This is a genomic window from Chryseobacterium sp. PvR013 (assembly GCF_017833095.1).
Taxonomy (GTDB): domain Bacteria; phylum Bacteroidota; class Bacteroidia; order Flavobacteriales; family Weeksellaceae; genus Chryseobacterium; species Chryseobacterium culicis_A.
Map to the genome: position 1 here is coordinate 2,907,082 of NZ_JAFIBT010000001.1, position 26,735 is coordinate 2,933,816.

Sequence of the window (26,735 nt, forward strand, 5' to 3'; positions counted from 1 at the left end):
ATTAAAATTTCCACCACTTTTTCTTCTCGGATTTCTGTTCTTCTTTATTTTCTACCTCTTCATTTCTTTTGCTGAATGAAAAAGCCAGTCTCTGGTAAGGATCTTTAATATCGAAGTATAGCTGCGTTCCATCATCCAGTGTAAGGACATCCATCATCTTATTTCCCTCCTTGATCAGGCTTTGTGAAACATCGTGTTTATTAAAATGCTGCCTGATCAGATCTCTTTCATCGGAAATTCTTGTGATAATATAGGGAGAATCTTTGGTTCCGTCACCTGTTTTTTCAAGGCATTCAAAAATAAGCTGTGCTATTGTCATTTCAATATGCCTGCCTTTTTCATCACCCAATTCTTTGTAAGCAAAATACTTATAAATATGTGCCCTTGGGCTCAGCAGAATATTGACATTGGTATATTGTACAACTTCTTCAAATTTCCCTTCATTCAGTAAATCCTGCATGTTTTCAATATCTTCCGAATAGGGATCGTATTCCGGATCACTGAGTACCATTTCACGGCATTTCAGGAAAGTTTCTTTGGTTGGATCGGTTAAAAATTCAAATACTTTCTCATAGGTTTTCATTGTAGTCTTCGGTTATAGTTTTTAGTTCTCGCCAGAAGGCATCTTTGTGCATTCCGAATTCGGCTATTAGTAGTTTATTAATGAACGGAATTTCTGCCAGTTTATAATCTTTTTTTTCAACAATTCTTTCCAGATATAACTTCCGGTAGGTACTGTCTTTTAATTCTTCCTTCCAGTTAACATTCTTCAGGTTAAGATCATATCCTATTCCGGAATAGTGAAACTGGGTCAGAATATCTTCCAGCATGGCAATTAAAGGGTCTTCAGGATCTACAGAGTTTAAAGCAACAATCACCGGCGGTAAAAACCTTAATGATAAGTCTGCGGATAAAATAGAAGAAGTATCCCGGGTTCCTTTAAATCCAGGAATAAGATTTCCAATATTTTTTTCTGTATTTTCTCTGATGAGATAAAGCTGTGCACTGTGATAGAGCACTTTTGCAGCCCATACGGCAGCATCTTTGTTATAAGTCAGTTGATCGGATAGAAACTCAAGTCTTTCTTTTTCGAATTCTGTTTCAAAATAATCTCCTGCATCCGCCTCTTCCTGAGGGGAAATTTTCTGTAAGCTTGAAAAAAGAGTAATACATTCTTCCTTACGAAGCAAAAAGATCGTGTCTAAAAACGGTGACTTGGTTTCCATGATCTAACAAAAATAAAATTATTTCGTTGAGAATAAAATTTTTGTGAAGAAGATTCATGTTAAATGTGGAATTAAAGTGTTGGAAAACGCAAAGGCGCAAAATTTAATATATGTAATGTAATAAGTCGCAAAGATTTTATCTTCGATAAAATTTAATATAGTGAACTATCATTCTAATAAAGTAAATCACTAAGAAGTATCTTTGCTAAAAATCTTTGATTTTCTTGCGCCTTCGCGTTTTCCAACCCTTTCAATTATTCTGAGAAGATTGCTTCGTCGCTAAAGCTCCTCGCAATGACGGTTTAGGCTACGATTTCAATGATATTATTTTCCGGATCAAGGATTACACTTTCATAATAGCCGTCTCCCGTGGTACGTGGCTCTCCTGCAATTTGGTATCCATCATTTCTCAATATTTCTGTAAGCTCATCCACTTTTTGTTCACTGGCTACGGAAAATGCTAGATGAATGATTCCATACTGCTGGGATTTGTAAGAGTTTTCACTTTCTTTAATATCCGGTCTGGTCATGATTTCAAGACGGCAGCCATTCTCAAAACTTAAAAAGTAGGATTGAAAATTTTTAACAGGATTATGGTATTTTTCATTGGAAACCGCTCCAAAATACTTCTGATAGAACGCTCTTGATCTTTCGAGGTCTTTCACCCAAATGGCAATATGCTCTATTTTCATTTTTAAAATTTTAATTATTTAATTCCTGCAAATGTAACCGCCCTGTTTCTACAATACCTGCTCCTAATTATTCTTTTATAGTTCTGTATTTGCCAGGTTATGTTTTGGATTATACAAAAGACTTTATCTCAAATCCTATTTAAAGCATTTATTGATAACATCTTATGTATTCTATTGATATGAGAAGCCTTCATTGTTTCCATTATCGCAATCACGGAGACAATCTAAAAGTTATTATCTTTGCTCCATTCAAAATAACATTATGAGTATTCACATCAGTGCAAAAAAAGGAGAAATTGCTAAAGTAGTATTGCAGCCGGGGGATCCGCTTCGTGCACAGTATATTGCTGAAAATTATTTAGAAAATGCTAAACTGGTAAGCAAAACCAGAGGAATTTTTTATTATACAGGTCTTTATAAGGGTAAAGAAATCACTGTAGGAGCAAGTGGAATGGGATTCCCAAGTATCGGAATTTATTCTTTTGAATTGTTTACAGAGTACGAAGTAGATACGATCATCAGAATCGGGACTTGTGGTGCTTACAACACAGATCTTAAACTTTTTGATATTTTAAATATTGATAAAGCAGCCAGCGAAAGTACTTATGCCAAATATGCATGGGGAATTGAAGATGAAATCCTTTCTCACCAGGGGAATATCTTTACGACCATCAATGAAACGGCTAAAGAATTATCATTAAATGCTAAAGCCATCAATATCCACAGTAGTGATATTTTCTACAGAAAAGATCCTGCAACTCCGGAAATTGCTACAAAATACAACTGTCCTGCAGTAGAAATGGAAGCTTTCGGTTTATTCGCCAATGCTCAACATTTAGGAAAAAATGCTGCGACTATTCTTACGGTAACGGATATTATCCCAACCCATGAGAAAATTTCTGCTGACGAAAGAGAAAAAGCATTGAATCCAATGATGGAGCTGGCTTTGGAATCGGCAATCAAGAGTTTATAAGAACCGAAAAAGCAAATTCGCTATAAAAAAAGAGCTTTACTTTATCAGTAGAGCTCTTTTTTATAGTTTGAAAAAATTTCTGGCGGTTTCTGTAGTCTCATCCGCCACCTCAGAAATGCTGATCCTCTTCAGATGGGCAACCGTTTGGGCTACGTAAGGTAAAAAGGATGGTTCATTCCGTCTGTTCTGCATTCTGGGCATATTTTTCGGAAGCATAAAAGGAGCATCTGTCTCAATCATCATCCTGTTGAGAGGAATATATCTTATAACATCTTCCAGGTGTTTAAATCTTTTTTCATCACTGATTGCGCCTGTGAATCCTAAATAAAATCCTTTATCCAGATATGTTTTTGCTTCGTTCAATGTTCCGGTAAAGCAATGTACTACGGCTTCGGGTAATTGGGAAAGATATTCGTCTGTGATCTCATTAAACCTTTTAAATGCAGATCTTTCATGAAGAAAAAGCGGTTTATCAACTTCTATTGCAAGCTCCAGCTGAGCTTTGTAACATCTTTCCTGAATGGGTCTCGGAGAGAAATCCCGGTCAAAATCCAGTCCGCACTCACCTACTGAAATCACATGATCTTGTTTCAATAATTTCCTGAGTTCATTGATACTTTCATCGTTAAATGATTTGGCATCATGAGGATGAATTCCAGCTGTTGAAAATAGAATTTCCGGATATTCTTCTGCAATTTCTGCAGATTCTTTGCTACCTCTTACGCTGGTTCCAGTGAGAATCATATGTTCTACCCCCTGATCCAAAGCGCGGTTGATAATTTCTTCGTGTTCATTATAGAACTGTTTATTGGTCAGATTAATGCCAATATCAATGTATGTGTTCATTTGTTTTTAAATTTTTTATTATTTCTTTAATCATTGTCTTTAATTGTGGTAATGCCAATGTGCTGCTTTCCCGGATTGAATAGAGTGTTTTGCTTCCCTTCAGAATATAATCGAAATAAGTATCACTTTCAGGGTTGATAAGCACAATCCATTTGGCTCTTATTTTTACTGTTTCTACAATATTGACAGGGAGTGCCGTAGATCCTGAAGTTCCGATGACAAATAAAATATCTGTGTGATCAGCAATATCATAGGCGGTATCAAAATAGTAGTATTTTTCGTTATAAGACTCATCAAACCATAATGTATGAGGTCTTAGCCAGCTTCCACATTTTTTACATTTCAAACCTTCAATATCTTCTGGTGTAAGATCTTCAGTATATTCTTTCTGCTTCACATTTTCAGGAAAGTCAATAGGTTCGCTGCATTCTTTTGAACAACGTACTTTCTGTTTATTTCCATGGATTTCATAAACTTTCTGTGTACCAGCTCTTTGGTGAAGGCCATCTACATTCTGAGTGATCAGCTTACATCTCTCTCCCAGAAGGTTTTCTATTTCTGTCAGTGCAAAGTGTCCTTCGTTCGGTTGTGCTTCTTCAATAAGTTTCTTCCAGAAAAGATTGTACTGCCAGACTTCTTCTGTTTCTTGTCTGAAATATTTTAATGTTCCAAATTCTTCCGGACGATGGTACTTAGTACCTTTGATCCAGATTCCATCAATGGAGCGATATGTTGGAAGACCGCTTTCTGCAGAGATTCCCGCTCCGGTAAGAAATGTAATATATCCTTTTTTTTCTTTGATAATGGTATGTAAAATTGATTGTAATTCTTCCATAATTTTTAGTTAAAAAAAATAGAAACAGACCGGGTTCGAACCGATGACCTTCCTTTGAGTGGAATATTTTTCCAGTTAAACTACTGTTTCTTGTTTATGTTTCGGCTCTCAGAAGATTAAAGTATTCTGAAGCTGTAAGAGGTCGTATTTCTCCAATAGGAGTTACTTTTTCTTTCAATTCACAGATGAGCAAATCTCCCTGTCTCTTCAAGCATTTTATATAAGGAATCAGATTACTGTGTATTCTGAAGGTAGATGCAATGGCTGTCAAGGCATCACCTTTATATCCCTCCTCTATCCACAGCCAGTGTTCTTTTTCCGTAGACGGACACCAACATTTCACTGCATAAGAATATTCTGCCCGGCTTCCCCAGATGAATACTCCCAATTTACGGTTTTCAACTTCATGCACTTCATAACGGTTAACTTTTTGGGTTAGTTTTTCATTTCCGTTTTCATCATACTCCTGGTAGGCAATTTCAATTTCTTTTTCATTGATCTTTTTGGCTTCAAGTTTTTCCATCAGATTTCCTACGCCATAATAACTGAAGCAGAACAGTTTAAAATTCCGATCTTCTGATTTAAAGAATTCTTCATATTTCATGGGCTCCACTTCCGTCCAGAGACTTTCAATTTTATCTAAAACCTGTGTGAAAAACGGAGTAGCAAAAGACTCCCATTGTCTTTCATATTCACGGGTTTCAAAATTCTGAAAGCTGCTGTGTCTTAATTTTAAGATCGCAACCAGTTTTCTCAAAGGATAACGCTTTTCCTGGAAAATATAAGGGAAAGATGTCCGTGAGATCATGAAATCATCTTTCGTAATATGCAGGTTGTTATTTATTTTAAAATAAATATTCTTTGCAATATGTTCAAAGCCATCATAGGTACCGTACAAATAATTGTTGATACATTCCAATGCTGGAAACTTCAGGTCCTTCATCCTGGAATCTCCCCATTCTCCAAGATACTCCAACGATTTAAAATCTGTTGTAGGGTTCACATTATACAAAAACTGAATTTTCCCGTTAACTTTTTGAAGGTGTTCAAAACTATCGGTTTCATGGATAATCAGATCTCCTACTTCAGCAATGTTGGGAGCAACCGTATTATAGGTATTGAAAACGCCTTTCACATATTGAAGAGCATTCAAATTGCACTTTTCAGAACCATTATACATGAAATTTCCATTAATATCAGTCAGAACCGGAAATGATCCTCTGCTTCCTCCATTGAGCATTATATTACCTGATTTCTCAAGCGCCGGAAAAGTGACATAAGAACCATTTTCCATATGAATACTTCCGCTTGTTTCCTGAAGCACCGGAAATGAAACACCGGTATTTTCAAATTTCAGGTTACCGATCAACTTCTTCAGCACAGGAAAATGATGGGTAAATTTATGCCCAATATGATATTCACTTCTTATTCTAAGCGTACCATGCACAAATGACAGATTCGGGAATGAAACATTTCGCCCCACAATCGTAATTTTGCCACGGATTTCCTGATGAGGAATTATAATATTATCTCCAAGGATATTGATATCAAAAATACCATCTTTCAGAAGCAAATCCGCCTGAAACTGATACTGAACAGGAATAACATCTCTTGTTTTCAGCAACTTTCCATTCCTTGTATTTACCGTAGCATTCTTTACAGAAATACATCCTCCGATAGTTTCCAGGTTTTTAAAAGTAGTATCAACAATACACTTAAAATTTCCTCTGACTTGTTTAAGGTCGTTCATCACGGTATGACAATGCATGGTAAAATGACGTTCTATTGTTTCCAGTTTTGGCAATTCACAATTTTTGGCGTCAATAGAGAGGTTTCCTGTGATACGTTTCAGCTCCGGAAAACGGCATCCTTCGCCACGCAAAAGCAAGCTTCCTTGTATTTCTGTACAATGAAAGGTGATGTTTTTAGCATACACTTCTATCAGAGCATGGTCATCAAAAACAATATTCGCCCAGTCTTCTTTGGAGAATATTTTATATTTTTTTAGGGTATCAGTCGTATGCATTTTCTATCATTTGAGTTATCGGGTTATATTCCTGCTGGATATATTTTACAAAGTAATCGCTCTCTATACGGAGCATCTTATGCTCATTATGGGTTATAAAGGCATCTTCAGAAATCTGGAATGCTTCTGTAGTTCCGGCTTTAGCATAGATATGATATTCTTCTGTTTTCAACATATGCTGGTTGCTCGTTTTCTCAAGACAGTATTCTTTGTAATCCTTTGCATGTTCTGCAAGATTTTTAATTTTATTACGATAGCTTCGATTTGTTTTTCTTTCTCTCAGGGTAAGAATAGGTTCTGTCACTTTCTTTTCTCTCACTAAGCTTTCTGAGGCTTCTCTTTTTTGCTCCTGTAAAATTCTTTGTCTTTCTTTTAGCATTTCATTACTGGAAAGTTCCAACGCTTTTTCCATTGGGGTTCTTTCTTTCCATTGCATAGGTACCGGAACTTGAACTTCATCAATAATGTTCAGATAAATCAATAATTTTTTAAGCATGGTATTATATTTTAAAATGAAAGCCAAAGAGATCGGGATCGAACCGGTAACCTATCCTCCATGGATATGCTTTTCCTGATTAAGCTACTGCTCTGACTTCCTAATTAGGGAGATAAGCACGATTCGAACATGCATCGATTCCGGGCAGGGAATCGTTTTTCCGTTAAACTATTATCTCCATTGTTTATATTGGAAGTACAGCAGGATTTGAACCTGCAGCTCGTCCGTGCTGAGGACGTATTCCTTTCCTTTTGAACTATGTACTCCTGTGAACGGACAGGAATCGAACCCGCAACCTCTGGCGTGGCAGGCCAGCGCTCTTCCGTTGAGCTACCGTTTCTATGATTGGGAGATAAGCAGGAATCGAACCTGCAACTCATTTTAGCAAAATGTATTTTTCCATTTAATACTATTATCTCCGTTTGGATTTTACCAGGTGTGAACTTTATAATTTTTCAACAAAACTCCGCTGAAATAATTTCCTTTTATACCTTCTATAACAGGGTGCAGAATTCTGGCCGCTCCATCCACAGAATCCAGTGGCGGAATGTATCCCATCTCAAACTGCTTCTTTCTAAGGCTTTCCTTGGCTCCTGTAGAAATCCATCCTACATCTACGGCACTCATATAAATCTGGTCATTTTCAAATTCTCTTGCAGACGTCAGAGTCATCATATTCAGAGCTGCTTTTGTCATATTGGTATGTGGATGAAAAACCGTTTTATTTTCATAACTGAAAATTCCTTCTGATGAAGTGACATTGATGATAAATTTTTCTTTAAACGCTGAGTTTTTCATCAATGGTTTCAATTCTTTGATCAGGAAATAAGGGGCAATATGATTGATGAGGTTCACCTCTACCAGTTCATACATAGAAACTTCTTCCAGTGTAGAATTCCAGCTTGTTTTTTCTCTATCATCTACCGGCTGTCCAAAACGGGTAAGGGCCACCTGCGTTTCTTCATGATGAGCATATTCTAGTTTTGCTGTTTCATTTGAGATTTCCGTCTGATTCGGGATCAGAGTATGGACATCTTTAAATTCTACCAGTTTTTCTTTTTCACGTTTTATAATCGGAAGATAATATGCATCAGGATATTTTATGGTCTGTGCAGCATTATTGATCAGAATATCCAGCGTATCAAAATTCAATTTATAAAAGTCTATAAAATCCTGAATCGCCTTCAGATTTCTAAGATCCAAACCATATATCCAAAGTCTATCTTTCCAGTTTTCATAATCTGCCTCCTGCTGCATAAGCTCCATCGCCAGTGCCGGAAAACGGGTTGTCAAAACCAAATTGGCCCCGTTTCTCAACACCTTCAATGCAGTAGCAAAACCTACTTTCACTCTTCCTCCTGTCAGGATTACATTTCTTCCTGTAAGATTTACCGTTTCAAAACGTTTTTCATAATTTTCTCCGGCACATACAGAACATAATCTGGAATAGAAAGAATGGGCATACTGATAACTTTGATTACAGCAGTAGCAGTTTTTGGGAATCTGAAGTTTTGTAAGTTTTACTTCTTCTTTTTCATCATCATAAAAAGCAGAGACACCGGCCAATGCTTTCTGCATCAATACCGCATTGGAATTTACCACCAGATCATGAGACTTCATTTCAGAATAATTTTCATGACGGCTTTGTTTTTTGGCATTCTTATGAATCTTCGTAATCAGGCCTGAAAATATTTTATTATCAGGGTTCAGGAAAGGGTCTTCTTTCAGGGCATTCAAAACCTTAAGACATGTTTCCCATTCTTCGGTTGAAAATTTTTGTTCTGATTGATTCATAGCTTCTGTTTTATATCTGCAAAACTAGAAGCATAGTGCGCAATGTTTTTACGCAGTTAAAAAGAAGGTGAAAAAAGACGAAAAAAAGAAAAGAGAAAATAGTTTTAAGATTAAAAAATCTGATTAATCTGTCTAATTTGCAGGCTTATGTATTTTCCCACAGATTTCACAGATGACACAGATGTTTATGCTTTATTTATTCATTGATAAATTTTTCGAGAAAGCCGATCAATTTTGTTCCTCCATGGCTCCATCGGATACCGTGGCCTTCTTTTTCCCGGACTTCAAAAACCAGTTCGTGTTTGTAGTGGAAGAAAACATTCCACCAGGTTTTATGATCAAGAATATTATGGATTTTAGCCATTACTTTCTCCTGTTTCTGCTGATTATTTCCTTTGATCTCACCCCAGAAATCGTCATCCATTCTCCCGATGTGCTTCTCCCAGGCTCTCTGTGCAATAGTAATTTCATTATTAAATGGCTCCTTACAGGCATTGATCAAGATTGATTTCAACGGAGGAATTCCATTTTCATCACGAATACTTGCAGAGGTTAATCTTTGACCTAAGATATTCAGCCAATGTTCAAACGGAATGGCTTCCAGAAGTTTTGCTTTCACCTCATCGGAATGGTTACTTTCAAGAATGGTAATAAATTGTTCAAAGCTTTCCTGTCTGTTGATCTTTATTTCTTCGTTAAAATAAGGGAAGTTCCATTCCAAGGCATTTTCCTTAAATCTATATATATTTTTTTCCAGGTTTTCCAGATGTTCTTTTACTAAAACAGATTGATATTGATCTTTCCAGGCTTCGGAAAATAGGGAAATATAAGGTTCAAACAGATTCATACTTATTTCGTTTTGATGAGGTTAACAGAAATATTTTCTTCTGTAATCAAATATCCAATCAAATTAAACCATTCTTTACAGTGATCCAGAATCCAGGCATCTGAGGAAATGATGAGTTCCGAACTCTCCGCCAAAAATTTATCGGGATTGTATTGCAGGTCCGCTTCCCAATTGAGCTGGTGCTGCTCCGCAAATTCAAGAATACTCTGTTTGATTCTTCCGCTGTTGGAAACCGGTTTATCAAAGATCCATATCAATTTCTGAATCTGGTTTTTTTGATGAAAAGCAGCCACCAATTCCATTGCTTTCAAGGTTTGATTAACTCTTTTATAGGTGCCATGAACTCCGGAAAGATCACGGATACAGCCATCCAAACCTTCAAAAATATAGGCTTCCGAAAGCAGACTTTCCAGCAAGATCAGAACATTAAAACCATCAAGATAAATTGTTTTTCCATTTAAATCAGATGCTTCTAAGTGTTTCAATTCTCTGTTGTGAAGCTGTACAGCAGATGCGGATGCTCCACGCAGAGCCTGTATCTGGCGGGTTTTCAATCTATATCTGTTACCCACAAGATCAGAAGCCGCTTTTTCCGGGTACTCTCTGGTTAGCAGATACTTCATATCTTCAACAGCCAGTTTCAGCTTATTGATCTGTTTCTCCGAGCCGAAAAGGGTATCATCACCAGTATTTTTTCCGCGGTTTCTGTTATTCATACTCAAAAATAGAATTTTTGGTGAATTTTATGGCAGAAAATTTATTTTATTGGTGAAAGTCAGCAACCATAACCACCCCGTCACAAATTCTTTGAATTTTTGCTACCCCTCCAGAGGAGGGGAATTAAGTACCACTTTTAGCAGCATTTGTTTACAATATCATTTTTCTCATTCTGAATCGGAATCTGTTATGTTTTCTACAACAAAAGAGATGTTTTATACAATGTATTGATATTTATTAGGAATAAGTTTGCAAAGACTTAAAAAATACCCTTATGAATACCCTGAAAAAATTATGTTATTTGTCTGCAGCTGTTTTGTTGTCAGCATCTTTCGTTTCATGTTCAAATGATGACGATGAAATTATTATTGAACAGCAGACTCCCTCACAGACATTGTCTTCTACTCCATGGGAAACGACAGGAGCTAAAGATAAAAACGGAAATAGTGTAGCCCTTACTGATGCCAGTGTTGCCGGATATGTAGGTTTTGCTTATTTCAAAGCAGATGGGAAGTTTGCCATTTACAATCTTACGGATGTGCTGAGATCTATGGGAACATGGTCTGTAGACGCACAGGGAAAAACCAGAACTATTGCAGCATTGAATCCGGATGGAACTACTATTTTCACCCGTGATGTTGAAATTCTTGTTTTAAATAAAAATGAATTTACCTACAGAATTCGTCCCAACTCCAGCGATCCGTCTGTTTATTATGATATCATCCATACGAAAACTGCTCATGCAGAACCCACCAACGGACAGCTTACTCTGGCTTCCACTCCCTGGGAAACAACAGGTGCGAAAGATAAAAGTGGTAATAGTGTAGCGTTAACTGATGCCAGTGTATCCGGATTTGTAGGCTATTCTTATTTCAAAGCTAACGGAACTTTTAAAATTTTTGGATTGAATGATGTGTTGAGATCTGAAGGAACCTGGTCTATTTCTCCAGATGGGAAAAAAAGAACCCTTACCACTCCTACTTTTACGCGTGTTGTGGATATTCTGGTTCTGAACGAAACCACGTTTACTTATAGAATTACCCCTGATGCAGCTAACCCAGCAGTATTTTACGATATTATACATACTAAGGTAAACCATAAGGAGCCTTTGTAGTGATTATTTTTTTGATAAGAAGGAAAAACCTGCTCAGTGATGAGCAGGTTTTTTAATTTTAAATATATTCTTCCCACCACTTTTTCCAGGTGATTGTTCCCAGCTGATCTAGGTTTACTTTTTCTCCGATCACAGGAAGTGTTATTGGAATATTACTTTCTTCTGCATGTTTCGAAGCAAGCTCCAAAGGTTCATACCAGGTATGCTGCGCCAGCTTGAATTTGGAGTTGTGTACCGGAATAAAGTTTTTGGCTTTCAGTTCTTTTATTTCTGTCATCAACTGATCCGGCAAAGTATGAATGTAAGGCCATTTTTCATTGTATTGCCCGGTTTCCAAGATGGCTAAATCAAATGGTCCATATTGTTCTCCAATTTGTGTAAAGTGATTTCCATAACCGCTGTCACCACCCAAAAACAGATTTTTCGTTGGAGTTTTTAAAACAAAAGAAGTCCATAGTGAAATATTACGGTTCAGTAATCTTCCGGAAAAATGTCTTGCCGGAGTGAGGGTAACTCTGAAACCTTCTGCAATGTCTATACTTTCCCACCAGTTTTTTTCGATGATTCTGTCAAAATTCCAGCCCCAATATTCAAAGTGCTGCCCGGTTCCCAAGCCGCAAATAACTTTACCAACTTTATCTTTTAATTCCTGAACAGTTTTATAATCCAGATGGTCCCAATGGTCATGTGAAATAAGCAGGAAGTCTATATCCGGCATATGTTCCGGTTTATAATAATCGGCTCCCTGAAAAGCCTTTATAGAACCTGGCATGGGGGAAGCATTTCCACTGAAAACAGGATCTATCAGAAATTTCTTTCCATCCACCTGAATGAAATAGGAACTATGCCCAAACCACACCAGTACATTTTCATCAGGCTGAAGATTGTTGAGATCAGTTACTACAAAAGGAAGAGCTTTCTTTGGTGATGTATTTTCTACCTTGCAAAGGCTTTGCAGAAGCAGTTTGGTCATACTTTCGCCTTCTAATAATGCAGGTGTTGTCAATATATTCTGAAATCTTCCGTTGAGATAATTGGGAAGTGTATTGAAATATTCTTTTCTTTTTTCATCGGGAAACTGTCCGAGCTGTTTTTTCAAATTCTTCATTCACTTAATTTTAAATCCAGCATTAGTTTCTAAAGAAATACTCTCTATCTTATTGGCTGGCCAAACCTTAATATAAAATAAATATAAGCATAAGATTTTGAGATGGGAAAATAAAATTGAAGGGAGGTGGAAATTTTAATCCTCCATCATCTGATGAGGTCTATTCTTAAAAAAGCCATTTAACCAGTCCCAAGATAATAATTCCTAATACTGTACAGCATACGATCAATATTGCAAAAGTCTGCGCAAATGCTGTCCAATACTTTTTTTTATCAAATGTAAAATCAACAGGATTGATATAGTAGACGTCATAAACTAAGGGATCAATGTGCAAGTCCGGTCTGAAGTACACAATTCCCTGAATATATCTTCTTCGTAAGGCTTTTAAATTTCCAATATAAGAACTGTAGCCTGCTTCTATTCCATCAAAATCAACTTCTGCTACTGAGCCACCATCATTTACCCACAATACATAGATTTTGTTTCTTGGGGTAATGCTTACATCATATTCATCTGAAAAACAATATTTTTTCAGGTTCTGATAAAGGACATGATCTGTTGTTCCATCTGCTCTTTTATAATGAATTCCCTGATCATCAACCCTTATCTTTCTAACCACTCTTTTTCTGATTTTCTTCTGATGAAGAAAGAAACGATATAAACCGAATGCAAGAGCCGGATAATATAGTATTGCTATGACAACAAATAGTACCACTTTATCGCTAATCACAACAGGCAATCCCAATATCAACAGAAAGGCGGCCAACAATAAAAGCATCCCAGAAATCCTGGTCAGCCAGGTCATGAACCACCATGTTTTAGAAACTAATGGTAAAAAATCTTTTCTTATATCCTCTTGCATCTGTTCAAGATACGAAAAAAGGGAATAACATAAAAGAGCCACAGTGGCACACCATGACTCTTTTTACTTAATTGAAAATAAATATGTTTATTGAAACTATGAAATTGTATAGGTTTTTTCCGTTGTCGTATTGTAAGTATCGGAGATCACATTGTCTACAAATCTCCATTCTGCCACAGAACTGCCAGCAGTAAATTTCACATGCAGATATCCTCTTTTGTAGAGATTGGCATATTCCAGATCATCAATCAGCAATGAAAATGCCTGAGCCAGTTCTATTGCTTTTGTAGGATCTGAGCTGATTCCCAGATATCCTTCAAGACCAGGAGAAGAAACGGAACTGCAGGCTAATTCTGTTCCGATGAATTTACCCTGAGCATCGGTCAGCTTTCCTAACCATGCATTGTGGGTATCTCCAGCCAGTACCACTACATTTTTTCCCGCGAGAAGAGAATAAAGCTGTTCTCTTTCCATGAAATATCCGTCCCATGCATCTAAATTATAAGGCAGAGTTGTTGTAATTCTGGCAATTTCCTGTGCAGTTAATGTAGGATCCTGCTGTTTGTATCTTGTTTTAAGAATAATCAGTTGTGTGATGGTATTCTGAAGTGCCTGCATCGTAGCCGGCTGTGCGCTTCCATGTTGTTTTATTTCTGCTAAAATCTGATTCAAAAGCATCAATAATTCAGCTGGAACCATCATTTTAGTCATTAAAATCTGCTGTCCAAGCACTTTCCACTTTGCCGTATCACCATTGATCTGCGAGCTCAGCCATGACATCTGCTCATTTCCGATCAGTTTTCTGCTGGTGCTTAAGAAATCGGTTTTAAACTGTAGCTGATTAAAATTTCCCGTGTTATCAAGATAATCCGAATATTCCATCTGTTTGTCTCTTGCAATCACTCTCGTATCCATCATGTAAAGGGAAACGATATTTCCGAAGTTGAAACTTCTGTAAATTCTCATGTCCTTCCCTGTTTTAAGAGGAATATATTCACTGTATGCCTGGAAAGCGGCCATTTTTCTTGCCTGAAAATCTCCTTCATTAGGCTGATGGTTTTCTGCTCCTGATTTATAGGTGTCATTGGCAAATTCATGGTCATCCCAAACACAGATGAATGGCTTTTTCTGGTGAAGAAGCTGAAGATTTTTATCGCCTCTGTACTGTCTGTATCGTTCTCTGTAATCGCTGAGGTTAAGAATTTCTTTTGCTGGCTGATGGGCTCTTCCTAATGGGTTGGTGTAAGGATTCGTACCATATTGTCCCGGTGCGTATTCATAGATATAATCCCCAAGATGTACCACTACATCAGCTTCCGATTTTGCAATCGCTCCATATACATTAAAAAGCCCTGCAGGAAAATTAGAACAAGACACTACTGCCATCTTCACTTCACTTACGGCATCTGATTTTGAAGGTAAAGTAAGAGTTTCCCCTGTTACACTCACTTCTTTGGTTTTGGTATTATAGAATCTGTAATAATATTTTGTATTGGAAGAAATATTTTGTACATCCACCGCTATTGTAAAGTCATTCACTCCCGTAGCATTGGTCTGCCCTCTTCTTACTACTTCTGAAAAGTTGCTGTTTTTACTTATTTCCCATGTAATCTCTGCATCAGTTCCTTTGGAATATCGGGTCCAGATGATGATTCCTGTAGCACTGGGATCAAAACTCGCTACACCGGATTCAAAACCTCCGTTTTTAAGATCATCGGGAGCATTCCCATTTTCGGTAAAATCATCGCTGCAGCTTTCAATTAAAGGAGCAATAAAAATTCCTCCGGCAGCCAATAATGAATTTTTAAGAAATCTTCTTCTGTTGAATTGGTTGTTGTTTTCCATCATTACTTTTTTTGCAAAGCAACGGTATCTCAGGAAGAAGGCTGTTAACTGAGTTTTAAATATCTTTTATGGTTTTTTAAACAAATGTTTAATGTTGTGCATAGGAAGTTTAGTGGTATAAAATGTCTCTTTTAAAGAAAATAGGAACGGAAATTTGTATAATTGATTTTCAATTGTTTTAACTCGAAATTGATTTTTCAATCTCTTTAATATAGATAGAAGGGGTAGTTCCCGTTCTTTTCTTAAATGCAATAGAAAATGCCTGTACATTATTATAGCCAATTTCTTCTGCAATAACCGGTAATTTATAAGAACGAAATTTTTTATCTTTTACAAGTTGATCTAAAACATAATCAATCCGTAAATCATTAAGATAAGTTGTGAAATTTTTATCCTTGTGGGTATTAATAATTTCCGACAGATACGCAGTATTGGTTTTTATATTTTTTGCAAGACTTGTTAATGTAATACCATTTTTTAAAAAGTGACGCTTGTTTTCGAAAGTGTCCAGGTCCTTTAAGATAGATTGCGCTACATCTTCAGGAACAGTTTTAATCGTTTTACTTTCGCTTTCTACTTTTACCGGTTCATCAGTCTTTATCTGTTGATCATTTTTATTTTCAATGGTTTCAAGGTTTCTTTTTTCAATCAAATGAATCAGATCCTGAGCAATTTTTCGATGTCTTTTCTCAGCTTTATTCGTTTTGTAATAAAAATATATAAACATCAATAGTATTAATATTAAAATACTAACAGAAGCATATAAAAATGTCTTCTTATTTTTTAATTCGTTTATTATATCTTCTTTTTCTTGTAGAAGATTGGGAGTATCATACTTTTTGTGTAGTTCTGTTGATAAGTACCGAAACTGATCATCAAGCTTTTTGTCAACTTTTAGAAAACGGTCAATATAATAGAGCTGTTTTTCTTTATCACCAATTTCCCTATAATAATCTATTAGAAAATTATATACATCTCCTAATTCTGGAAAAGTAACCTCTGTTTCTTTTACGTGAGCATCTATTTGGGTAAAATATTTTATCGTCTCTTGTTTATTATGTAATTCTTCATAACATTTTCCCAGGCTATATAAGACAAAGTTTTGATTGTTATCATTAATGCTTGAAAAATAATTATACGCCTTGGTGAGCTCAGCAATAGCGGTTTGATAATTTTTGATTTTAAGATTCAGTTGACCCGATAAATATAAATATTGATTCATATTATATTTATTCTTTTTCACGAAGGGAGAATGTAATCCTTCCTGAATGAAAAATCTGGCAGAGTCAATTTTATTAATTTTAATATAGCAGTAAGCAAGACTTACCCGCATTTGATCATGCTGATATTCATCTGTTATATTTTGGGAGTTTAATAAATAATACCGAAATGTTTTTGCCGCTTCTTTATTGTTTCCCATATAACTATTTAAATAGGCAATATTCATATTGGCATAAGCGATCTGCTTTACATTTTTTTGCCTTTTAGAATATTCTAAACCTAAAATATAATTATCAAGGGCAGCTTTTAAGTTGTCATATTTATAGTATAAATTTCCTTTTATGATAAATGTTCTGGCCGGATATATATCTCCTTTCACATTTTTTGTAATCAAGGCCATACTATCAACATACTTTAAAGCCAATGGAAAATCTTCGGTTAAATGTATAAGGTTATAGCCTTCTGCAGTTTCAAGGATATTTTTTTCTTTTTTTGCTTTTGATAAATAATATCGAGAAATAGCTTTTGCTTCTAACTTTTTATTGGATTCATCATAAACATTAAACTTATTTTTTAACTCTTCATAATTCAATAATCTTAAACTATCAATTTTGCTTTGAGTAAAAAAGAGACTACAAAAGAAGGTAAATAAAAGTAGGAATATCTGTTTCATTAATTTTTCTATACTGTACAAAAATATTCTTTTTTTCAAGAAAATACATTATCTGTATTTTGATTTTAACTTATTGATCATTATTATTTTATTCACATTTTATAAACGTGTATTTATAAATCTATAAATGTTTTATTGGTTAGGTCAAAGAAATATTACTTTCTTTGTGAACTAATAATTTTTAACAAGAACAATCATGAAAAAAGAAAACAAAGGGCAAAAGAAATTGTCTTTAAAAAAAGTACAGATTATGAGGATTAATGATTTAAGAACAATTAAGGGAGGTCTTGGTTATCAACTGGGTCTTGATGAAAATGGTGATATTGATCCAAATACTCCCATTAGACAGACAATCAAGCCTTAAATAAATATGAAAAAATTAATATTTGTCATTATTGCAATCTTTTTTGTACTTCCTTTATATGCTCAAAAAACTAATGCAGCACCTTCAAAACCTATTACAGAAAATTATTTTGGAACTAAAATAATAGATGAATATAGAAATCTAGAGGATCTTCAAAACCCCTCTACTACAAATTGGATGCAATCCCAAACAAATTATACAAATTCTATATTAAATCAAATTCCCAAAAAAAACTATTATCTGGAAAAAAGGCTGGAATTTGACAGAAGGCAGGGCTACTCTATATCGGATTTGAAAATTACCAATAATGACAAATATTTTTATTTAAAGAAAAATGGTGATGAAAAGATCGCTAAACTATACTATCGGGATGGTTTTTTAGGTAAAGAAATATTACTATATGATCCTGTGATCTATAAAGAGAAAGATGGAAACCACTCTTTTGTTATCAATTACATCAGCCCAAGCTGGGACGCTAGTAAAATAGCAGTTTCAATGTCTGAAAAGGGAAAAGAAGTATCAGAAGTAATCATTATGGATGTAAAAACCAAATACGTTCATCCTGAAATCATTACCAACTCCGCACCTGCCACTTTCGATGGAATAAAATGGACGGATGACAATACCGGATTTATCTATGTAGAATTTTCTACAACCGACCCAACATCTCAGAATTTTTATAAAAATACGAAAACGGTCTTCTATAAAATAGGAACTGATCCCAATACTTCTATAGACGTTTTTTCGGCTAAGAATAATCCAGATTTGCATATTACCGAAGATCAGTTTCCCATAATTTTAGACTATAACATCGAGGATCAATATTATATCGGAATGTTAGTTGATTTCCAATCTTACAGAAAAACATTTATCATCAGTAAGCAGGATTTATTATCAGGTAAAAAAAATTGGAAATTATTTTCCAATCCGGACGACAAAGTAAAGAGTTTAGATTTTCAAAAAGATAAAATATTTTTTATATCAGGTTATAATACATCTCTTAATAAGTTATGTAAAACCAGTGTTATCAATCCAGACTTTAAGAATGGTGAAGTTTTGATTCCTGAAAAAAAGGATGAGATTATTAAAAGTTACAGAATTACAAAAGATGGCATTTACTATACCACTACAAAAAACGGTGTGGAAGCCAAGCTATATTTACATAAAAACGGGCAAAATCATGCTATTGAGATTCCCTATCCTTCCGGAGACATTAATTTAAGATCTAAAAGCGAAAGCTATTCTGATATTTGGATCACTTGCTCTGGCTGGGCAAATGAGGAACAAACATTTAAATATGATCTAAAAACCAATACTTTTACACCAGAAAATCTTGCACCCGTTGCAAATTATCCTGAGTTCAAGGATATTGTTGTGAGTGAAATTGTTGTAAAATCAAGAGATGGGAAAGAAATCCCTGTATCCTTACTCTATAATAAAAATATAAAAAAAGATAGTAAGAATATGACCCTCATTGATAGTTACGGTTCTTATGGAATTTCTAACAACCCCTATTTTTCAAAGACTTATTTATTATGGGTTCTTCAGGGCGGAATGGTTGCCATAGCTCACGTCAGAGGCGGAGGAGAAAAAGGAGAAGAGTGGCGTTTAGGAGGATATAAAGAGACCAAACCTAATACATGGAGGGATTTGATAGACTGTACAGAATATCTGATAAAAGAAAAATATACTTCAAAGGAAAAAGTAGCGATTTGGGGTGCCAGTGCAGGAGGAATTACTGTAGGAAGAGCCATGACAGAGAGACCAGATCTTTTTAAAGTAGTTATTGCTGAAGTAGGAGTAATGAATCCGCTAAGAGATGAAATAACTCCTAATGGCCAGCCTAAAGAATTTGGAACGGTTAAGGATCCAAAAGAGTTTAAAAATTTACTGGAAATGGATGCTTATCATCATATTAAAAAAGGAGAAAAATATCCTGCGACCTTTATAACCGGAGGAATAAATGATCAACGAGTTATTGTCTGGGAGCCCGTAAAATATGCTGCTAAATTAATGTTTAATGATATTTCTTCAAATCCTCAATTATTAAAAATAGATTTTGAAGGAGGTCATGGAAATAATGTTGCAGTGGATCAACGATATACCAACATTGATGATATATTCACTTTTGCATTCTGGCAATTAGGACATCCTGACTACCAACCCAAAGAACATACAAGAAAATAAATGTCACGTTTCCCTTATGATTTTTTTAGTGAGTATGTAGTACGTACCCCGTTATTCTCACGAAAGAGCTTTCAGGAACAGCTCAATCAAGATGAAATTTCAGATGCGAAATTAAAAGAGATTGTTAATAATCCTGTTTTTAAGGAGTCTATTTATCTTGCTTCCTTCAATTTATATGAGGAGTTTGAGAAATGGCTGAACTCAGAAAAACAATTTTCACCCAAAGAACATCACAAGCTAAAAAATACCCTACTAAAATATTATAGCCGAATGAGTACACGTTGTACCCCATTCGGCTTATTTTCTGGAATAGGGTTAGGTGAATTTTCTGTAGAAGCATCCAACTTTTCCAACCACAAAACAGGAAATCAGCTACCAGCAGACCAATTATTACGGGATACCAAATTGGATATGCATTTACTTGTTTCTCTGGCACAATATTTTACACAGCTACCAGTTGTAAAGAACAAGCTTTTATTTTCACCTAATAACACGATCTATAAAATAGGCCACAAAATCCGTTATATAGAATATCAATATACAGGAGGAAAAAGAGAATACATTATTTCCTCTGCGCCAATATCTGCAGAATTACAGCAAATAATAAATTTTTCAGAACGAGGTAAAACCATTAGCGAGATTTCGCATATCCTTATTAATGAAGAGATAACAGAAAATGATGCAAGAGAATTTGTAGAAGAATTAATTGAAAATCAGGTTCTGGTAAGTGAACTGGAACCCAATGTATCAGGAACCGATTTTTTAAACGCCATCATTACTGTTCTCAACAGATTAGGAATAAAAAACGAAACTGAAATGTTGGTTTCCTTAAAAAATAAGCTGGAGAAACTGGATTTAAATATTGGGAATCCAACTAAATTATATGATGAAATCAGAGAGATAGTACAATCCCTTACAATGGATTATGAACAAAAATATCTCTTTCAAACGGATCTCTATAATAAATCTTGTTTTTACTTATCAACAAGTTGGAAAAAGGAAATAAAAAAAGGAATAAGTTTTCTGAATAAGATTACTGTAGAACAAAAAGAAACTCAATTTTCAAAATTTAAAAAAGCTTTTACCGAAAAGTTTGATACTCAGGAAATGCCCCTACTCTATGTCTTGGACACTGAAATAGGTATTGGATATAAGCAAAATGTATCTTCAAAGGGTATCCATCCTTATATAGAAGATTTGGCACTTCCTACTCTGCAGGAAAAACAAAACAAAAAAATTGAGTTTACTCCGGTTCAGATCATACTTAATAAGAAATTACAGGAAGCTTTATTAGACAGTCAATACAGTATCAAACTAACAGATGCGGATTTTGAAGGTTTTGAAGAAAACTGGGATGATATGCCTGATACAACATCTATCATGGCTGAAATTATTTCTGAAAATCATCAGGAAAAAATATTTTTAAATGCAAGTACAGGAAGTAGTGCCGGTACCCTGTTAGGGCGATTTTGTTCCGAAAAATCGGAAGTACAGAATCTCCTCAAAAATATTGCTCAAAAAGAAGAAGAACTCAGACCTGATGAGATCCTGGCCGAAATCATCCATTTACCGGAAGCAAGAATAGGAAATATAATACGGAGGCCTACTTTGAGAGCGTATGAGATTCCTTATTTAGCTCAATCTCTATTGCCCGCAGAAAACCAGATTTCAACAGAAGATCTTTATATTTCTTTAAAGAATGATGAGATTATTTTACGTTCAAAAAAACTAAATAAGAGGATTATCCCTTATCTGACAAACGCTCATAATTATTATACAAATACATTACCTGTTTATCATTTCCTATCCGACTTGCATGCACAGTATATGAGACCTGGGCTTTATTTTAACTGGGGTGATTTAGAATATATTTATACATTTTTGCCAAGGATAGAATACCATAATATTATTCTTTCAAAAGCACGATGGAAGATTACAGAAAAAGATATTTTTTTGTTAGATCAGCTAAAGGGTAACAAAAAAGATTTTTTAGAAGAAATAAAAAGCTGGAGAAATAAAAGAAAAATTCCAAACTGGATTCAATGGTCTAAATTCGATAATACTTTAACCATGACTCTCGAAAATTATGACATGGCAAAGCTTTTTATTCAAACCGTTAAAAGTGAAAAATCAATCATTATAGAAGAATTTTTATATGATGAAAATGATCATTTTAGACGAGAGTTTATTTTTCCAATGTATAAAGCGATTAAAGATAAAAATAAGTAAGATTTAACAATGCAACGAACTTTTATCCCTGGAAGCGATTGGTTATACCTGAAAATATACACAGGTATAAAAACTTCTGATAGTATCCTTGAAGAAGTGATACAGCCTTTAATAGAATTTTTTCAGACAAACGGCTATATATCCGAGTGGTTTTTCATACGGTATTATGATCCCAGATCCCATTTGAGGATAAGATTAAAATTAAATGATCCCCAATATTACAATGAAATTCTTACTGCAGCCCATAGACTTTTTCAGCTTTATATAGACAGCGGAGAGATCTTTACCATTATGACCGATACCTATAACCGGGAAATGGAAAGGTACGGAAAAAATACAATGGAAGAAGTGGAAACACTCTTTCACAAAAACAGTGAGTTTACGCTGAAATGTCTGCATTATAGTGATGAAGAAAAGATCATGGTTAGCTTGTTTTACATTGATGAGATGTTGAATAAACTGAACCTTCCCATTCAAAAAAAACTGGAGTGGATCAAACATTATAATACTACTTTTAAACAAGAATTTAATGCAGATAAAAGACTCAATAGCCAGCTAGACAAAAAATACCGAGAGTTTAAACCTACATTTGTACACTTTATTAATTCCGAAGAGTTTTTGGAAGAAAGAAACGCTATTATTTATAATATTGAAGAAAAACACTCAGCGCTGCAAAGTATTCTTCATAAACAGAACAACCACTCTTTAGAAATGTCTCTGCAAATTTTATTTCAGAGCATTTTTCATATGAATATTAATAGATTATTTGTTTCTCAACAGAGATTATTTGAAATGGTGATTTATGATTACCTACTGAGATATTATAAAACGATGGCCTATCAATCATCTTTATAAAAAATTTTTCAAAATCACCGCTTCTACTTCTATTTTCTGATATTATTTCCCTTCCCCAAAGAAACTTTACATGAGTTTCTCATAAGTTTTTATACAGGATATTTTATCCAATATAAAAAACTAATAAACAACTACTTAAATTCTAAAAATCCCTTATCTAAATTTATAAATCCATAAGGATATTCACCCAAAATTTATAAATCCCGCTATCCTTTTCTTGTGTCCCCAAAAAAACACACGCATCTTTGCCTTGGTTAGAACAACAAATAATCTTAACCTTTTTATTTTAATATCTGCGCAATATAAAAATGAAATAACGCTGATCAGCAAAACGCCCATGCCAGGGATTATATGGCAAAATTAATTATCAAAAAAAAACAAAATTTATCATGAACAAAAAAATCAGAAACTCAGTTTTCGCAGGTGGAATGGCATTCGTATTTGCATTAAATTTCTTAGTGCCTAATGTAGTTAAAGCACAAGGTATCGCTTATGGTGACCAAGTACAGTCTTCTAACACATCACGCCAGGCACTTCCTCCAGGTTCAAGTGTATCTGCTGTTGCCGGTACCGTTCTTCTTGCAGTAATGGTTGTTTCAGCTATAGTAGATGGTCTACATGCAACAGATGAGGTTTCAGCAAGCACTCAGAACTTAGACTAATAATGATTTAATGGCTCATTAGTACAATGAGCCATTTTTTTTCCCAATAATTATGAAAAAAGCAATTAAAATACTTATAGTTACTTGTGTATCAATTTATTGGCTTTTTACATTTTTATATAATTCACCCAATAATTTTATAAAAATTGAGTACCAAAAAGAGATGAAAATATTTTCTACCTTTTTTGCTCAAAAGTGGAGTTTTTTTGCTCCTCCACCGCAATTTAACTACAAGCTTTATTTTACTTATCTGGATGAAAATAAAAATGAAATTGCCGCTTTCGAAGTTTATTCTTCAATTATAGAATCAAAACGAAATACAAGGCCATTTAATGGTAGAGCCGAAATGGTAGATTATACAATTTATGGATCTATTGAAGGTATTGTGAATACAATCGTGAAAGAAAGAACTGAAATAAACACCGAACAGCCCGGATTAGATCTTCACAATGCAAATCTTCTTGCAGTAGAAAGACTCAATAAAGTCCCTGAACATGTTCAAGGTTTTCTTTTATTGAAAGACTATGCAAAGATTGTTGGAAAAGATAAAATGTCCGTAGAGAAATTAAAGTCAGTAAAATATGTAACCATAAACATAAATTCTGAAGAAATTAAAAAGTTTGCCAATAGAGAAAGTAAAAAGCCCAATGTAGAATCTAAAGTAATTGCATTCAATCCATATCCTTTTTAAAATGAAAAAACTATTCCATTCAAATCACTATATATACCTTTCTGTTTTCAGGATATTGATATCAATACATGTGTTTAAAAAATACTTACAACTATTTTTTAATAAGGATTTAATCACTGATGCTACATTTCTGAAAGCAGCTCCGGTGAATCAGATATTTCAGCTATTTAGTATTCATCAGTCTACTATTTTTCAAAACATTAATATTATTCTTAGTGTCATATTGTTGCTAAGTATTTTATTTGCCTTTGGAATTTTCAGGTATATCACTCCATTATTGTTATATATCTCTGTGGAAATAGTTCAAAGAGCCTATCCTTTTATATTAAATGGTGGTGATAACTTGCTGAAGTTTCTTTTACTATACATGATTTTTACAGATTGTTACAGATATTTTACCTTGAATAACAGTACCGAGCAAAAAAAAGACAGTATCAGCTATTTTGTCAATCAAATATCGGTTTTATCTATAAAAATTCATTTATCTTTGATTTATTTCGTTTCTGCCATATTCAAATTCAATGCTAAAGTGTGGTTCAGTGGTGTTGCCACTTATTATACTCTGCAATTAGAAAGATTTAAAGGAACAGAAATGAATAACATCTTAGCAAAAAATGGAATTTTTGTGACGCTTTCCACCTATATTACGTTAATTTGGGAGTTAGCATTTCCTTTTCTTGCCTGGCATAAAACCGGAAAATATGTTGTATTCGCTCTTGGAATACTGATCCATCTGGGAATTTATATTTTTATGATGATTCATGATTTTGAGATTCTATTTATGATGTGTTACGGTTTTTTCATAAGTGATGAGGAATGGAAAAAAGCAGGAGTCTATTTTCAAAAAATTGCATTGCTATTCAAAAGAAAAATATTTAGTAAAGAATATGCTTAAAAGATATCTGAAACTGAGATTAAAATTATTACTTAAAGCTTCAAACCAAAGTATGGATATTGGTCTTTTAGTAAGTATAATACTTTTGTTTTTGGTCTTTTTTAAAACAAATAACACTAGTTATTATGCATTAATTTCATCAACTGTTTTATTTATCATTCATTTTACGCGAAAGGATATTAATTTTTTAAAGAATATTTTAGGAAAGCAATTTTATATAAGCCTTGCATTAGAATATTGTATAATTTGGACATTCATAAATTTATTTTTCATTTTTAAAGAAAGCAACTTTGTCTTTTTGGGAAATGTTTTTTTATGCTTCATTTTGCCCTTATTAAAGTTTAAAAAATATGTTGCAAATCCAAAATTTATCAATAAAATTCCAAATGCCTTATTAGAATGGAAAGCTTACATCCGAAAGAATATTGTAATTTTCTTTTCTTTTGGATTACTTTCTGCTTTCTTAGGATATCATCCGGCAACTTTACTAATATTAGGATTATGTTGGCTGCACATTCTCCTGCATGTATATTCACTCCAGGAAAATAAAGAAATTCTCATTCTGCAGTTTTCAAAATTGAGATTAGAAAAAAAAATCATGTCTTCTTTTTTGATTTGCTGGATGATTTCAATTCCGGCAATCATCACCTTTGCATTTTTAAATCCTTTACAAAGAGAATATATAATTTATTTCAGTCTTTATCTTTTACTTTCAAATTATATCATTGTTATTCATAAGTATATAAGTTATAATGAAAAAATAAAGACAACCCATGTCAATGATGCAGACTTTTTCAAATTTGCCCTTATTATTGGGTTGATAATTCCAGCAATAATTTATATAATAAATAATAGAAAATCAGCCTTAAAGAAAATTGCTCAATATGTTTAGGATACAAAATATTACAGTGAAGTATAACGCCAAAGAAGTTATAGATAACCTTAATTTAGAAATAAATGAAGGGTGCATATTTGGGGTTCTAGGAAGAAATGGTGCAGGAAAAACAACTTTATTTGAATCTATTTTTCAAAATACAAAATACAATGGGCAGATATTACTACAAAATCAACCTATAAGTAAAAGAGATATTTCTTATCTGGAATCTGAAAATTATTTTTATCCTTACCTATCAGTTAACGATATTTTAAGTCTGTTTATCAATGAAAACGAGGATGAAAAAATGAAAAAACTGACAAATTTCTTTAATATTCCCACAGATGCTATTGTTGAAAAGCTTTCATTAGGAACAAAAAAGAAACTTGCAATCCTTTGTAATATTTTAATTGACAGGCCAGTATATTTATTTGATGAACCATTTAACGGGCTTGATTTTGACAGTGTCGAAAAATTCTATTTTATTATTGATGAATTAAAAAAAAGGAATAAGATCGTTTTAATAAGTTCTCACATCATGGAAACTCTTACCCATTGCTGTGATTATATCGGTCATTTACAAAATGGAAAATTCGTTAAAATTTATCTTTCAGAAGAATACCATTTAATAAGGACACATCTTACAGAAGATATTCAGAAAGATTGGGTCTCTTACACAAACATTTAGCATTTAAAACTAATT

At 34.0% G+C, this 26,735-nt stretch carries 25 protein-coding genes and 5 tRNA genes; 11 read left to right on the plus strand and 19 right to left on the minus strand.

Going from position 1 to position 26,735, the window contains the following annotated elements; genetic code table 11:
* Nucleotide 1 precedes the first annotated feature (1 nt).
* The 3 genes from JOE44_RS13175 to JOE44_RS13185 all read right to left on the minus strand — a co-directional run bounded on the left by JOE44_RS13175 (nucleotide 2) and on the right by JOE44_RS13185 (nucleotide 1,918).
* Nucleotides 2–583: a DUF4919 domain-containing protein gene (locus JOE44_RS13175; RefSeq protein WP_209785935.1), complete on the minus strand. Its 582-nt coding sequence runs from the start codon at nucleotides 581–583 to the stop codon at nucleotides 2–4.
* Nucleotides 570–1,226, minus strand: a complete 657-nt coding sequence (locus JOE44_RS13180; protein WP_209785936.1) for a hypothetical protein — start codon at nucleotides 1,224–1,226, stop codon at nucleotides 570–572. The genes JOE44_RS13175 and JOE44_RS13180 overlap by 14 nt, the downstream gene beginning before the upstream one ends.
* A 302-nt stretch (nucleotides 1,227–1,528) precedes the next feature.
* Nucleotides 1,529–1,918 (minus strand): VOC family protein, encoded by a 390-nt coding sequence (locus JOE44_RS13185; protein WP_209785937.1) that lies wholly within the window; start codon nucleotides 1,916–1,918, stop codon nucleotides 1,529–1,531.
* 262 nt (nucleotides 1,919–2,180) lie between these two features.
* Between JOE44_RS13185 and deoD the strand changes: the two genes are divergently transcribed.
* The gene (gene deoD / locus JOE44_RS13190; RefSeq protein WP_209785938.1) at nucleotides 2,181–2,891 is read left to right on the plus strand and encodes a purine-nucleoside phosphorylase; all 711 of its coding nucleotides are present in this window, start codon (nucleotides 2,181–2,183) and stop codon (nucleotides 2,889–2,891) included.
* A gap of 60 nt (nucleotides 2,892–2,951) precedes the next feature.
* On the opposite strand, the gene JOE44_RS13195 is transcribed toward deoD, so the two are convergent.
* The 12 genes from JOE44_RS13195 to JOE44_RS13250 form a co-directional block, all read right to left on the minus strand.
* Entirely contained in the window at nucleotides 2,952–3,737 is a 786-nt protein-coding gene (locus JOE44_RS13195) for a TatD family hydrolase (RefSeq protein ID WP_209785939.1), read from the minus strand.
* Complete coding sequence (locus tag JOE44_RS13200) at nucleotides 3,721–4,572, minus strand: Sir2 family NAD-dependent protein deacetylase (protein WP_209785940.1); 852 nt, start codon at nucleotides 4,570–4,572, stop codon at nucleotides 3,721–3,723. Before JOE44_RS13200 ends, JOE44_RS13195 begins: the two co-directional genes overlap by 17 nt.
* A 20-nt stretch (nucleotides 4,573–4,592) precedes the next feature.
* Nucleotides 4,593–4,662 (minus strand) — tRNA-OTHER (locus JOE44_RS13205).
* A 4-nt stretch (nucleotides 4,663–4,666) separates the two neighbouring features.
* A complete protein-coding gene (locus JOE44_RS13210) occupies nucleotides 4,667–6,598 on the minus strand; it encodes a hypothetical protein (protein ID WP_209785941.1) in 1,932 nt (643 codons plus the stop codon).
* A complete protein-coding gene (locus JOE44_RS13215; RefSeq protein ID WP_209785942.1) occupies nucleotides 6,585–7,094 on the minus strand; it encodes a hypothetical protein in 510 nt (169 codons plus the stop codon). The genes JOE44_RS13210 and JOE44_RS13215 overlap by 14 nt, the downstream gene beginning before the upstream one ends.
* 108 nt (nucleotides 7,095–7,202) lie before the next feature.
* A tRNA-OTHER gene (locus tag JOE44_RS13220) sits at nucleotides 7,203–7,272 on the minus strand.
* A 14-nt stretch (nucleotides 7,273–7,286) separates the two neighbouring features.
* A tRNA-Ala gene (locus tag JOE44_RS13225) sits at nucleotides 7,287–7,360 on the minus strand.
* A 3-nt stretch (nucleotides 7,361–7,363) separates the two neighbouring features.
* A tRNA-Gly gene (locus JOE44_RS13230) sits at nucleotides 7,364–7,434 on the minus strand.
* Between the two features lie 8 nt (nucleotides 7,435–7,442).
* Nucleotides 7,443–7,513 (minus strand) — tRNA-Ser (locus JOE44_RS13235).
* A 10-nt stretch (nucleotides 7,514–7,523) separates the two neighbouring features.
* Nucleotides 7,524–8,888 carry an SDR family oxidoreductase gene (locus tag JOE44_RS13240; protein WP_209785943.1) on the minus strand — a complete coding sequence of 455 codons (1,365 nt, stop codon included), beginning with the start codon at nucleotides 8,886–8,888 and terminating at the stop codon, nucleotides 7,524–7,526.
* A 196-nt stretch (nucleotides 8,889–9,084) separates the two neighbouring features.
* The gene (locus JOE44_RS13245) at nucleotides 9,085–9,735 is read right to left on the minus strand and encodes a hypothetical protein (RefSeq protein ID WP_209785944.1); all 651 of its coding nucleotides are present in this window, start codon (nucleotides 9,733–9,735) and stop codon (nucleotides 9,085–9,087) included.
* A 2-nt stretch (nucleotides 9,736–9,737) separates the two neighbouring features.
* Nucleotides 9,738–10,451, minus strand: a complete 714-nt coding sequence (locus tag JOE44_RS13250) for a DUF434 domain-containing protein (protein WP_209785945.1) — start codon at nucleotides 10,449–10,451, stop codon at nucleotides 9,738–9,740.
* A gap of 275 nt (nucleotides 10,452–10,726) precedes the next feature.
* Here JOE44_RS13250 and JOE44_RS13255 point away from each other — a divergent pair, with 275 nt between their 5' ends.
* Nucleotides 10,727–11,566, plus strand: a complete 840-nt coding sequence (locus JOE44_RS13255; protein WP_209785946.1) for a DUF4822 domain-containing protein — start codon at nucleotides 10,727–10,729, stop codon at nucleotides 11,564–11,566.
* A 58-nt stretch (nucleotides 11,567–11,624) separates the two neighbouring features.
* Here the strand turns inward: JOE44_RS13255 and JOE44_RS13260 are convergent, their stop codons facing one another.
* The 4 genes from JOE44_RS13260 to JOE44_RS13275 all read right to left on the minus strand — a co-directional run bounded on the left by JOE44_RS13260 (nucleotide 11,625) and on the right by JOE44_RS13275 (nucleotide 17,275).
* A complete protein-coding gene (locus tag JOE44_RS13260; RefSeq protein WP_209785947.1) occupies nucleotides 11,625–12,674 on the minus strand; it encodes an MBL fold metallo-hydrolase in 1,050 nt (349 codons plus the stop codon).
* Between the two features lie 166 nt (nucleotides 12,675–12,840).
* Nucleotides 12,841–13,536 (minus strand): hypothetical protein, encoded by a 696-nt coding sequence (locus JOE44_RS13265; RefSeq protein WP_209785948.1) that lies wholly within the window; start codon nucleotides 13,534–13,536, stop codon nucleotides 12,841–12,843.
* A 96-nt stretch (nucleotides 13,537–13,632) separates the two neighbouring features.
* Nucleotides 13,633–15,381: an alkaline phosphatase D family protein gene (locus tag JOE44_RS13270; protein WP_245169783.1), complete on the minus strand. Its 1,749-nt coding sequence runs from the start codon at nucleotides 15,379–15,381 to the stop codon at nucleotides 13,633–13,635.
* Nucleotides 15,382–15,559: 178 nt separating this feature from the next.
* Complete coding sequence (locus JOE44_RS13275) at nucleotides 15,560–17,275, minus strand: helix-turn-helix domain-containing protein (protein WP_209785950.1); 1,716 nt, start codon at nucleotides 17,273–17,275, stop codon at nucleotides 15,560–15,562.
* 196 nt (nucleotides 17,276–17,471) lie between these two features.
* On the opposite strand from JOE44_RS13275, the gene JOE44_RS13280 reads away from it, so the two are divergent.
* The 9 genes from JOE44_RS13280 (at nucleotide 17,472) to JOE44_RS13320 (ending at nucleotide 26,720) form a co-directional block, all read left to right on the plus strand.
* On the plus strand, nucleotides 17,472–17,639 hold the full coding sequence (locus tag JOE44_RS13280) for a hypothetical protein (RefSeq protein ID WP_209785951.1): 168 nt from the start codon (nucleotides 17,472–17,474) through the stop codon (nucleotides 17,637–17,639).
* 6 nt (nucleotides 17,640–17,645) lie between these two features.
* Complete coding sequence (locus tag JOE44_RS13285; protein WP_209785952.1) at nucleotides 17,646–19,826, plus strand: prolyl oligopeptidase family serine peptidase; 2,181 nt, start codon at nucleotides 17,646–17,648, stop codon at nucleotides 19,824–19,826.
* On the plus strand, nucleotides 19,827–22,055 hold the full coding sequence (locus JOE44_RS13290) for a lantibiotic dehydratase family protein (RefSeq protein ID WP_209785953.1): 2,229 nt from the start codon (nucleotides 19,827–19,829) through the stop codon (nucleotides 22,053–22,055).
* A gap of 9 nt (nucleotides 22,056–22,064) precedes the next feature.
* Nucleotides 22,065–22,910 carry a thiopeptide-type bacteriocin biosynthesis protein gene (locus tag JOE44_RS13295; RefSeq protein ID WP_209785954.1) on the plus strand — a complete coding sequence of 282 codons (846 nt, stop codon included), beginning with the start codon at nucleotides 22,065–22,067 and terminating at the stop codon, nucleotides 22,908–22,910.
* 389 nt (nucleotides 22,911–23,299) lie between these two features.
* Nucleotides 23,300–23,572, plus strand: coding sequence for a hypothetical protein (locus JOE44_RS13300; RefSeq protein ID WP_105684325.1), 273 nt, complete (start codon nucleotides 23,300–23,302; stop codon nucleotides 23,570–23,572).
* 52 nt (nucleotides 23,573–23,624) lie between these two features.
* On the plus strand, nucleotides 23,625–24,263 hold the full coding sequence (locus JOE44_RS13305; RefSeq protein WP_209785955.1) for a hypothetical protein: 639 nt from the start codon (nucleotides 23,625–23,627) through the stop codon (nucleotides 24,261–24,263).
* 487 nt (nucleotides 24,264–24,750) lie between these two features.
* On the plus strand, nucleotides 24,751–25,158 hold the full coding sequence (locus tag JOE44_RS13310; protein ID WP_209785956.1) for a hypothetical protein: 408 nt from the start codon (nucleotides 24,751–24,753) through the stop codon (nucleotides 25,156–25,158).
* Nucleotides 25,151–26,050 carry a hypothetical protein gene (locus JOE44_RS13315; RefSeq protein ID WP_209785957.1) on the plus strand — a complete coding sequence of 300 codons (900 nt, stop codon included), beginning with the start codon at nucleotides 25,151–25,153 and terminating at the stop codon, nucleotides 26,048–26,050. The genes JOE44_RS13310 and JOE44_RS13315 overlap by 8 nt, the downstream gene beginning before the upstream one ends.
* Nucleotides 26,043–26,720: an ATP-binding cassette domain-containing protein gene (locus tag JOE44_RS13320; protein ID WP_209785958.1), complete on the plus strand. Its 678-nt coding sequence runs from the start codon at nucleotides 26,043–26,045 to the stop codon at nucleotides 26,718–26,720. Before JOE44_RS13315 ends, JOE44_RS13320 begins: the two co-directional genes overlap by 8 nt.
* Nucleotides 26,721–26,735: the final 15 nt, after the last annotated feature.